The following is an 11,570-nucleotide window of genomic DNA, read 5'->3' as shown; positions in this document are numbered from 1 at the left end:
AGAGAGAAAAACAATGGAAAACATAGCGGTTTATTTTGGAAGTGATTCGGGTGCAACTAAAAAAGTTGCTACTCAAATCGCAGAGCAATTTGGTAGTGAATGCTTCGATATTGCCGATGCGGATGTCGACGACTTCGAGCAGTATGATCTTGTCGTTCTTGGAACACCAACAATAAACAATGGTGAAATTCAATCAGACTGGGACTACGTTTTAGATGAAATCGAAGATCTGAACCTTGCTGAAACCAAGGTTGCTATCTTTGGCCTGGGTGATCAAGTGGAATACGCAGATACCTTTGTCGATGCAATGGCTGACTTAGCTGATGCATGTGAAGAAGCCGGTGCGAGCATCATAGGACATTGGTCAACCGATGGTTACACACATTCCGAATCACGAGCAGAGGAAGATGGTCAGTTTGTCGGTTTGGCAATAGACATGGAACGGCAGGCTGAGCAGACTCCAGAACGTATCGAGAAGTGGATAACACAGCTAAAGCTCTCACTGGCATGATTACTTTGAGCAAATTAAAAGAAAATACTGAGAATTTGCTCTAAAGACTTATTTTTAATAAAAGGTGAAAAATACATTAGTTCTCTCTAATTTGTTGAAATAAAACTGCTAATATGCATATAGGTGCGTTTATTACTCTGTGCTAGGGAGAGCTTAATGTTGGAAGAGTTAACGGTTGGCAAGGATATTTCCTACGCAAGTCTGTTTACTGACTCTCGCGTACCTATGCTTCTGATCGACTTTGAGACCGGAAACATAATCAAAGCCAACCTAGCCGCCGTCGAGTTCTATGGTTATAGCTTGCAGCACCTACAAAAGCTAAAAATACAGAACATCAACCAACTTAGCGCTGACGAAGTAAAGCAAGAGATGCAGCGGGCTAAGAACCTAAACCAGAATCATTTTCTCTTTAAGCATAAGTTGGCATGCGGAGATATACGCGATGTCGAAGTGTTTGCCAGTCCGGTAAACTTCAATAATCGCAAGCTCCTGTTTAGCGTTATTCACGACGTCACTGTAAGAATACAGGCAGAAAAGCAAATCAACCTTTACGCACAGTTATTTACCTCAACTAACGACTTTCTTGCCGTCATTAACAACGACAAAGTTTATCTGGCGGCTAACCAACACTATCTCAATATGCTGGGTAAAACTCCGTCAGAAGTTATTGGTCACACCGTATCTCAGGTCGTCGGTGAGAAAATGGATCTATCTTACTCTCGGTACGTAAATAAAGCGCTTAAAGGCGATACGGTATGCTATGAAAGGATTCAACTCACACCTGAAAACCGAAAGATCAATTTGGAAATACGATACTTTCCTTTTATCGATAAAAATCAGACACAAAAGGGGGTGGTTGCGGTCATGCGTGATGTTAGTGAGCAACGCAGACACCGTGAGCAACAAAGCCTTTCCTCTGCGGTGTTTGAGTCAACATCAGAGGGAATACTCGTAATAAACAAACACGGCATGGTAATGGATGCAAACGCAGCACTGGTCAGCCTATCGGGTTATCACAAGTTTGAACTGATAAACCACCCGTTTGACTCTCTTTTCGTCGATTCTGAGCTCCATCAGGTACTCCCGGCAATGCCCTCATTCAACTCCTGGAGCGGTGAAGTTTACCTAAAAACCAAGCAACAAACCCTCATTTCAACCTCGATAACCTTTAACCGCGTAATTGGCAAAACAGGAGCAGAACAAAGCTACGTTTGTCTGGTTCGGGATATCACTTATTACAAAGAAACAGAGGCAAAGCTTAGTGACATGGCTCATCACGATCACCTTACCGGGTTAGCGAACAGGTTAACGCTAGGAGAACGACTTCAAGAGCACTTATGTCGGGCTAACCGTTACGATACACTCACCTATGTTGTCTTTATGGATTTGGATAACTTTAAAAGCGTCAATGACAACTACGGACACCCAACCGGTGATGCACTTCTGATGGAAGTTGCTGACAGACTCAGGCAAGTCATACGTAGTACAGACACCATCGCTCGTGTCAGCGGAGACGAGTTCGTTGCCGTGATTGAGTCAGCCAAAGATGCCAACGAAATCGAACCCATATTAAAGCGCCTTATGTATACTTTTAACCAGCCATTTTTTATTGATGGTCATCGAATCATAACAACGCTTAGTATCGGTGTAAGCCAATTTCCAGATAATGGATTAGGTGCTGAAGATTTAATTAGTATGGCTGACAGTGCTATGTACGTGTCGAAAAAGAACGGGAAAAATCAAATCACCTACTATGGCTCAGCGAATCCGCCAGATTGAACCTAAGGTCATCCAAAAAGTCATACCTTTTCGAATACAGACGTCTCTTCGTTCTTTTCAGACTATCTAGTGACTTACGTTCACCTTGAACAGGTATCTGGTACATATATCTGTTTATCAGAACACCACCGAGCTCCTTACAAATGCCATCATAATTGAATGTTACCTTTTCACGTTTAGAGCCTGTATATCTTAGGGCACGATAAATGTGACCATCATTACTTATACAAAAGATGTTCTTAATTTCAAAAATAGTCGCTAGATATCGAACAAGTTCGATCATCAGAGCTTTAGGTCTGAGACCATGTAAAGATCGGGTCAAAGACTTAATCACCTCCGTTCTATTTTCGACTTCATCGCTGGCACCTTGCAATGAGCCTATGTAGATAGCGTCGTTTCCGGAAATATTAAAAGTTATGGAATATACCTTTTGATTCCATTCATTCAATATCGCGATCCCTCAAGAGCCTTCTCTCGATTCTCCGGAATAGAGAACAACCCGGTATTTTTTGTCGTTTTTGTCAGTAACCGAGAATAAAAAGTACTCCCCTCGATCGCTATACACTTCTGAACATACGCCTTCAAGATGCTCAGACATAAACTCAAAATGTTTTACGAAATGCTCCAGACGCGTTCTATGATTCCATCCCACACAGACGTAAGGTTTCATCGGCTTTTCATTCATCATCGGATACTGAATAAACACATCTTTCAATGTTTCATTTCTCCGAAGCCGATTCATCTCTTTAATTGTCGAACTGTTCATCCCCCCCCAAAACAGAAAACGGTAACGCTTTTTTCGACTTCCAGGATATATGGTTTTTGCAAGTGTCATTACCTGGTCAATATTATTAATAAAATCTTTCATATAGTTATATTTATTACGCAACTTAGCCGCTAAGGTTCTTCCCGGGTTTCAACCAACGATTGGCTTGCCATACACTAGTGACCATCCGGTCATTTTTGCGAGTGACTATACAGTCACTATTATAAAAGATCAATCGAACATTATTTTTTTAAATACTTTTGAGCTTTCTAAATCCATCGAATCTTTAAAAAAGGAGCTACAATTTCATTGTCAGCGTTTAGCAAATATCTGCTACATCAATGGCAGAAAACGGAGGTTGATATGACTCAGAAAGAGAGGGTTGAAGCTGCATTAGAAGTATTTTCTAGCGGGGACTCAATTCGGAAGCTGGGCATCAAGGCTGCTGAGCTTTCGGAGATAAGAGATAAAATTAATGTCGTTATCGAGGAGTTAGAGAAAGCGGAACTCCGAGTTGGGGTCTATGAAGTAAATGGTCGACACTTTGAAGAGCCTTTAAAAGGTCCTGCATCTCATGAGTTACAAGCAGAGATTGACATCCACAATGAACATACCGGTGATAACAAAATAAAATGCGACTATCTACAGAGGGTGGTTGGTGAATAGCCGAACATTAGGTCGATACTATGTTTAGATCGACTAGCTCAGCAAAAAACAAGGCGACCAGGTTTCTCTCTGGTCGCCTTTTTTGCTTAACTACTTGGTATAAGTAACTACAACCTTTTCAAGCTCAATCACCTCTGGCTCAGGAATGTTTTCGTCAGGGTATGCTGCCCGAACTTTGTCGGTAAGGCCTTTCGCAAACACCTGATAAAGCACACGAGTTGAAACTGTGAGCGGGTATTGAATCTGTTGCGGCAGTTCAAACACCTCGTTTCGGGTTTCACCAGATTTGATTCGGGTATCTTTACCGATCTTCACATAACGCCAGAAAAGCTGACCAACCGGTTTGCCGTTTTTATCTACACCGACCTTGATAAACTTACGCGCATCTTTAGGAATATAACCCTCCCTCATGACACCGCTCGTGAGCACCTGTTTGCCACTTGCATCTGTCGCGATAACCTCCAACCATACTTGCCGACGAGCACCGCCAGGCATGTCGTGACCGGAATTAACGTTGGTTACCTTCGCAGTGATTAGGTTTCCTTGTTTTTCTACTTCCAGTTCCAAAGCGGTCTTTAGAATTTCGATACTCAGCTTTTTGTGTTCCTGGTTTCGCATTCCTGTAAAGTAGTAGTTTCCGCCCACAAAGTGATGGGAGCGCATGTTTTGCTTAACCGGACCATCATTGGTTGACTGCCCTGCTACCTTGTTATCAAAGTCAGTTACATCCTGCGTCATATGGCAATCGATACAAGTCTTGTGCTTTGCAGGATCTTCCGGTGAGTTAAACGGTGACGCCAGCCACTCACCAAAGTTGTCATTGATATTAGCCCCCTGCCCTGTTGTGAACTCGTTGTGACAGGTCGCACAGTACAGAGAGCTCTGATATAGCTCAGGATTAGAGTACGACGCTTTGTGTTTCTCCGGTGAAGCATTAATTTGCTTCTCAGAAAGCCACTTCATCATGCTACTCTCTGCATCTTCAAACACGTAGGATTCGCGATCTTTCAGGTTTACTGTCAGGTCGGTGTTACCTCCTGCATTTTCCGCTTCAGTAACTCGATGGCAGAATACACAGCCCGTTCCGCGCTCACTCACCGCCTGACCGTGGGACATAGCGTCAATCAAGGATTGGCCACCCTTTTCATACATGTCGCCATATTCTTTCATTGGCTTATTATCGTTATTGATCACCATCTGAGGAGCATGGCAACCGCGGCACAGTACGCGGAACTCTTCGCCTTCAGCTTTGGCAGCAACATCCTCATGCTGACGATAATATGGGTGGTCCATATTCATACCGTGGTTCGAATCTGCCCACTGGTCATAAATCGTGGTATGACACTCGTTACATTCCGCTGAGTTAATCCACTCTTTTGGATGGGTGTAGCGCTTTTTGTCATCCAATCGAAGCCAGGTAGAAAGGTAAGGTAAGTTTTCACGCGCGCGAACATACTCATTCAACGCGGTCATCATTTTCGCGGCTTCTACTGGTGGGTTTTCCACGCTAACCTGCTCAGGAGCATCTTCTCGAGGATCTCCGCCCATACCGCCCTGCGTTTTTTGTATGATATCAATATAGGCGCCAACCGGATCACCCGCGATCATCTTTCTGACATCTACGTGTCCAGTCAGGGCATTTTCGAAACGGTCTTTTTTGCCATCTTCCATCAACTGACGATTGGTAAAGTTGAAACCATCCAGATGACATGAGTTACAGCTCATCCAGAAATCCCCGGCCATAGGAAATTCAGGGTTATCCGCTGTATTAGCGCTATTAAACAACGTTTTGCCAAGGCGCAGTTGAGGTGAAAGTGGGTCTGCCTTAACCAAAGAGGCAAAATGTTCTTGTGACAATTTTATTTTGGAAAACGGCCCTGGCGCACCGGTATCAAACTTCGCGATATCTAATGACATTGCATTCTGAACATAGAGCTCACGACCTTCTATAAGGATACCGCGAGGATTATTACCCGGTACACCACGGTATATCTGAGTCGCCTTTACCCCCCCCTGGAACTTCTTACGGCGGTGACGGTTTTTGTTCTTCTTGCGCTGACGAGACAAGTCAAAAGCCATTAAATCTTCCGAGCCTGCAAGCGTAAAAATGACCTTTTTTCCGTCATTTGTAAAAGCACCATCATGCGGATTAGAAACAATACGAATACGGTTACCACTTTCTATGATGTTTATCTGTTTAAACAGTTGCTTGCGTTCGTCTATGATTTCATGTTCGTTACCTTTTTCCAGGTCAATAATCGATATAGCCGGGAACACCGTAGACTGAAACTGAAAATCGTGACCAAATGACCACAGCACATGAGGTAGCCACGCTGTCGTACCATCTGGTGAAATAACGATATTATCTAAAAGCCTTGGTTTACCCTGAGAAACGGTTTTGCTTGGATTTTCTGCACTGTCAGCGAGTTGAATGACTTTAGACAATTGAGGCACTTCACCAGAGACATCATAAATGGATACCTGTCCGGTCATCGCATGTGAAATTAACAGGCGATCATCCGTCAGAGCCAATCCTCTTGGAGAAGCTTCTGTATCGACTGTTCTCACAATTTCACCATTGTGCTTAATAAGCATCAACTTATCCCGTTCGAAACTGGTCACGTAAAAAAGTTTATGCTTATCGCTGTATACCACTCCAAAAGGACGAGAAGGAACCGAAACTGTGTGTTGCACCTCAAGTGATTTTGCATCGAGTAACAATACTTTATCGGCGAGATAATCCGTCGCTAACAAATGTTGTTCATCTTCACTGAAGGCGATTCGACGAATATCTTCGCCAATTTTCGCTTCCTTCAGAATTTCCCCATTATCACGCGATATTATGCTGATACTTCCTGCGTCAAAGTTAGCACTGTAAATCATGGACTTATCTTTGCTAATCCTCATGGAGGCACTTTTGTCAGCAGCCAGTGTAGAGCTACTAACAAAAGTTAGTATGAGAAGGAATAACCACTTAGACAGTTTATTTAGACTTGTTAACATCTTGGGTTGCTCATAAGTAACGCCAGTGAACTACTGGCTTAATTTATATAGAAATAGTTTCCGTTCCCCGCTAAATCTTGCAGGAAACGTTTGAATTAATTTGTGCTGTACCAGCTCGGTCCCTGAGATGCGATAAGCGTTGTGGCTACTCTTCAATAGCCTTTTTTCATTGCTTGGGTAGTACATGTCATAGATGGCTCGGTCCTTGAAGGTGTCACGAATAAGGTTTACCTGGTAGTTGGTGCCTACATGTTGAATCTCTTTGTTGTTGTTCAACCACTGGATTACTTGCTGAACTGGCGAATTTCTTTGGCTCAAATCAAGGTGCTGACCCCCTTTAAAACCAAAGCAGAACACACTTAAAATCGTTACAGCACCTAAGGTTCTATGATGAGTAGTGTCGGGCAGATAAGTAGATAGTTGAAGCGGGAATACGACGCTAAAAAGTAAGAAGACAGGCCCCCAATGACGAAGGTTATCTGGGTTCTGAGCCAGAAAAATCCAGAGTAAATAAATAACGCCAACAATTGAAATTGCCCTTTGCCAAAGCAGATGCGATGGAGCTGCTGCACATGGTTTGTATGCAAACAGCCCAACAATCAAGGACAACAAAATCAGAACCAACAGTCCCGTACCATACTCTTCTGACAAGGTAACGAGCCATTGATTAAGCACACCAAACTTAGTTGAACCCATATCCTGACTAGAGGCGGTATTGCCCCAGATATCAAAATGCCCTTGAGTAAAGCGCACCCCTTCTCCAAAGTAAGCGGTTCCGTCTTTAGCCATCACAAAAATAAAGCAGCACACTCCGATGACTAAAATAACGCTAGCGGCTTTGATGTATGCGGACACTCTTTCTTGTCGGTTGACAATAATTAAAGGAAGAAGCAAAAAACTGGCTGCTAAAGGAAAGTACGAAGGACGTGCCGCCAACATCAGGCCAATCCATAACCCTACCTGAGCATATCGTTTACTTAGTGCAGAAATGAAAGCCAACAATAACATTGCCAATGCCATAGAATCGGACAATCCACTGAGTGCCAATGCTCCCATCAAAGGCTGAGTCATCACCAAGAATCCCGCAAACACTGCAGCTACACCAGACTGACTCAACCGAAACACCAAGGCGAAGAGTAAAGGGGGAATTGCAAGTACAGACAAAAAAGAAACCAGGATATTTGGAGCGATACCGCTTCCAAACAAGGACACACCCCAGCTCATCGCCACAAAAGCCGGATATCCAGGAAAGTGTGGACGAAACTCAAGTACTGAGAAACGCTCCACCGCCCGAGAGAAATTAAATGCATCATCACTGCTTATCTGCATTGGATATTGGACAAGCCAAATCCCCCACCACAGATAAGCAGCGATAAAAACAGCATAAATCCAATGTTGCCCTTTCATCTGAATCAATGAAATTTCAGACCTTGTACCGAGGCCATCAGTTTTGCTCGCTCAGCTTCAAAGCGCTCTGGATCAGCCGGAGTCTGCCCTACGCCAAAAACACCCGGATTGCCGATAGATTCCAAAACCGCCACGATAGACTCGTTTGCTTGCTGGCGATTTACATCATCCAGCTTCGGCAATATCAAATCTAAAAACAGCTTACTCTTTACTACTAACACTTTGGCAACCTGATAATCACCGAGATTTTTGCTTGCTCCATCCAAGCGACGGACAATCTCTTCAACAACCGCACTATCGATAATAGATTCAACCTGCAGAGCATCTTTCTGAGCAATTGCATTGTTCATGGGTGTTAGCAGATCGACGTCGTGATCACTTTTCAGATAGGCAAACTCTTCTTCAAGTCCATCCACCGCATCCTGAACCGCCTGATAATCCTCAGCATCCAGGGCTTGCAATATTGCTTCACGACCATCAATTAACGGCTCCTTTCCAGCGGCAGCATAAGAGTAAGCGAATGCATTTGAGCATGTTGCTAACGCTATGCAAAGCAGCAGCATTTTAACTACGCTGCTAATAAAGGCTTTTTTCATAAGTTAAGTCTCAATTTATCTTTGTTGCTTCTTTACAAATAACGTTAGGCAACACTCTGAACTTCAATCACCGTCTTTTCATTGCGGTAATCAAATATCTCTCGCTGACGGTCTTTACCATCCATGACAGACTGTGCGGCCATCATTCCCATCTCCATTGCAGTATCAGTAAAAATGTACCTGAATGTTCCTTGTCTGCCTGTCATGACCAAGTTCGGAAACTGAGCCAAATGTTTGATTGCCTTCTCTCTTTTTTCCTGATAACTCATATCCATCAAGGGGTAAGCATGTTCGCTGTAGGAGGTAAAAAACTCGCCTGTAGACAGTTCGGGATCAACGTTTAGTGAGTCCAGGTCGTCAAGAACACGTTTTCTTAACTCCCCACCATCCATACTCCAAATTTCATCATTCTTGTTGCACGGAATTTCGATCATTACGGAAGTTTTACCTTCGGGAGACATAAAAGACGAGCGACGACGCGGCTCTTGTAGGCGAGTACCCAAGATGTGAGGATCTGAAAGGTACTGCCATGTGTTGTCTGAAATATTCTGAGTTTCCATCGGCATGTTCATGAACCGAAGAGAACGGAACTCAAGCTCACTATCAAAGCCCGTCAGTTTAGTCATCAGCGGTAAAGGTAAAGTGGAAATCAGGTGCTCAGCATAAAGCGTGTGTTTCTCCAGGCCTTTACTGAACTCAACCTGCTCTATCGTGCCATTTTCAGAAACCTGTAGTCCGGTGACTTCTGCATTATAAATAATGCGAACACCCTGCTTCTCAAGCTCTTCAGCCAGTCGGGTATAAAGTTGTCCGAAACCCCACTTTGGATATCGGTACTGTCTGGCATAAGTACGAATATTGGAACGCTTGCCCGGAAGCATACGTCTGGCGATGTCTTTAAGGTCGATAAGGCTGATCCTCTGGGAAGCCCAATCACCAGATAGTTCGCGAGGGTTGATTCCCCAAAGTTTTGCTGTGTAGCCTTCGAAAAAATGCGTGTAGAGCGTTTTACCGAAACGACTCTCTGTCCACTCGGCAAAACTGACCTTGGAGCGATCTTCGGGTTTCGTTTTGAATAACTGCATAAATAGATCGAAGCCACCACCAAACAACAAAGATAGGGGTGCATTTTTAATCAGATCCATCATTTCCAAAGGATACTGATACTTTTTCCCTCTATACCGAATCACACTCTTCCGCTGAGCAAACATAAGGTCATCACTAAGCAGCTCATCAACAAAGGAAAGTAGTTTCGGGTTTTTGGTGATAAATCGATGACCACCGAAATCGAATCGATACTCCCCTTCCTTACCTTTAAATGTTTGAGTTGCACACATTCCGCCTGCAAACTCTTCTTTTTCGATAAGCGTTACCTGATGACCCGCTTCATTAAGCTCCCAGGCAGCCATTAAGCCAGCCGGCCCTGCACCTAGAATAACAACCTGCTTGTTTGATGAGGTATTCATGCTGCTTTGTATCCTCTTTGCCAAAAACGAATAAATATAAACATGTAGATAAGCCAAACAGAAAGTTGTAGAAGTCCAGGTGATGAGTTGTAACCAAACAAGGCTCTTAGGAACGTACCGAACACACCTCTGTCATCAAGGATGTGGGAAATGTCGAACATCTGAGGGTAGACAATTGGCAGAACATGGGCAGCCTGTAGCATGTTAACTGCGGAAGATAACAAGCCAGCCGCTATGATGATGATGAGTAAACTGGTCCACTTAAAGAAAGCGGTCAAAGGCATCTTTCTCGTACTCTTCATCATTACCCAGACCAGCACATACGCAAGTACCAGTCCCAATACTGCACCTATAAGTGCATCCTGAGTACTAAGCTCACCGAAGCTTGAATACATAAGAGCAGAGAAAAACAGGATAGTCTCAAAGCCTTCACGAAGAATGGCAAGCATCGAAAGAAATACCAACCCGAGAAGATTACCTGTACTAACCATTGCACCAATATCCTGCTGCATTTGAGCAACCTGGCCTTTCGCCTGATTTTGCATCCAGACTGCCATATAGGTCAGTACTATAGTCGCGAAAAGAAGAATTCCGGACATCAGGTAGTTCTGGTACAGCTCATTACTGAACTGATTCACTACAACCTGAAAAACAAACGCAACAGCAATGGATAAGACCAAGCCAACCGCCACGCCTAGATAGATGTATTTGTTAAAATGACGAGCATTCAATTTATTCAGATAAGACAACGCGATACCAACAAGAAGGAAGGCTTCCAGACCTTCCCTTAAGGTAATTAAGAAACTTGCAAACATATTTCCTCTGTATTTTGTGAGAAAAGATCAACCTTAACTCTTTGTTATTATTAGTTTTACTATTTTTTCACTATGCGCAATACGGTCCAGCGCATGGCATGCCTGAATACCAGTGGTACCAGTAACCACGATGAATAGAAGTGAACATCAGAAATAATTTCACCTATAGTGTTCCCCGGAGCGCCCCAGAAAAACAGGTAGAAACCGCTCACCGAGCAGATGACTAACAACCATTCGATAATGGTTCCGGTTTGGCGAAGGAACGGCTTTTTGCTCTTCACAATTAACCGACGGTGAGACATCCAGAATGCCCCGACTATGAGGGAAAACAGAGAAACACCTGCCAACATGTGTACCAGTAACGCCCACTTCTCGATTTCCCAAATAACTTCTACACGGTTCCAAAGAAGCAAACCAGACGCAAACATCAAATATAAAATAGCTTCCGCCCATTTATGGTGATACGCCAAAGACGCCCACCAGGTACGAAGACTCCAAGGAGAATAACGATTTTGCGAGATAAGTTGTTCAGACATTTTATATTCCTACTACCACTACCGC

At 43.6% G+C, this 11,570-nt stretch carries 9 protein-coding genes and 1 pseudogene; 3 read left to right on the top strand and 7 right to left on the bottom strand.

The features are described 5' to 3' along the window. Positions 1 to 13: 13 nt before the first annotated feature. Together SNR28_RS03235 and SNR28_RS03230 are read left to right on the top strand one after the other, a co-directional pair. Positions 14 to 511 carry a flavodoxin gene (locus tag SNR28_RS03235; protein ID WP_375749588.1) on the top strand — a complete coding sequence of 166 codons (498 nt, stop codon included), beginning with the start codon at positions 14 to 16 and terminating at the stop codon, positions 509 to 511. Positions 512 to 667: 156 nt separating this feature from the next. Then, positions 668 to 2,290: a diguanylate cyclase domain-containing protein gene (locus SNR28_RS03230; RefSeq protein ID WP_375749587.1), complete on the top strand. Its 1,623-nt coding sequence runs from the start codon at positions 668 to 670 to the stop codon at positions 2,288 to 2,290. Here the strand turns inward: SNR28_RS03230 and SNR28_RS03225 are convergent. Then, positions 2,256 to 3,056: pseudogene (locus SNR28_RS03225) on the bottom strand (VirK/YbjX family protein). The gene SNR28_RS03230 and the pseudogene SNR28_RS03225 overlap by 35 nt on opposite strands. Positions 3,057 to 3,419: 363 nt before the next feature. Here SNR28_RS03225 and SNR28_RS03220 point away from each other — a divergent pair. Continuing rightward, positions 3,420 to 3,722: a hypothetical protein gene (locus SNR28_RS03220; protein ID WP_375749586.1), complete on the top strand. Its 303-nt coding sequence runs from the start codon at positions 3,420 to 3,422 to the stop codon at positions 3,720 to 3,722. Positions 3,723 to 3,812: 90 nt separating this feature from the next. Here SNR28_RS03220 and SNR28_RS03215 read toward each other — a convergent pair whose 3' ends face one another. The 6 genes from SNR28_RS03215 to SNR28_RS03190 form a co-directional block, all read right to left on the bottom strand. Beyond that, a complete protein-coding gene (locus tag SNR28_RS03215) occupies positions 3,813 to 6,629 on the bottom strand; it encodes a cytochrome D1 domain-containing protein (RefSeq protein ID WP_375749585.1) in 2,817 nt (938 codons plus the stop codon). Between the two features lie 126 nt (positions 6,630 to 6,755). Next, on the bottom strand, positions 6,756 to 8,141 hold the full coding sequence (locus SNR28_RS03210; RefSeq protein WP_375749584.1) for a hypothetical protein: 1,386 nt from the start codon (positions 8,139 to 8,141) through the stop codon (positions 6,756 to 6,758). Next, entirely contained in the window at positions 8,138 to 8,728 is a 591-nt protein-coding gene (locus SNR28_RS03205; protein WP_375749583.1) for a hypothetical protein, read from the bottom strand. Before SNR28_RS03205 ends, SNR28_RS03210 begins: the two co-directional genes overlap by 4 nt. Before the next feature lie 44 nt (positions 8,729 to 8,772). Then, positions 8,773 to 10,194, bottom strand: a complete 1,422-nt coding sequence (locus SNR28_RS03200; protein WP_375749582.1) for an FAD-dependent oxidoreductase — start codon at positions 10,192 to 10,194, stop codon at positions 8,773 to 8,775. Further along, positions 10,191 to 11,009 (bottom strand): FTR1 family protein, encoded by an 819-nt coding sequence (locus tag SNR28_RS03195; RefSeq protein ID WP_375749581.1) that lies wholly within the window; start codon positions 11,007 to 11,009, stop codon positions 10,191 to 10,193. Before SNR28_RS03195 ends, SNR28_RS03200 begins: the two co-directional genes overlap by 4 nt. Before the next feature lie 59 nt (positions 11,010 to 11,068). Then, positions 11,069 to 11,545: a hypothetical protein gene (locus SNR28_RS03190; protein ID WP_375749580.1), complete on the bottom strand. Its 477-nt coding sequence runs from the start codon at positions 11,543 to 11,545 to the stop codon at positions 11,069 to 11,071. Positions 11,546 to 11,570 lie beyond the last annotated feature (25 nt).

Source organism: Vibrio iocasae (assembly GCF_042245395.1).
Lineage (GTDB): Bacteria > Pseudomonadota > Gammaproteobacteria > Enterobacterales > Vibrionaceae > Vibrio > Vibrio iocasae.
Note: the sequence above shows the minus strand (reverse complement) of the source record. Positions and strands in the feature narration are given on the sequence as shown.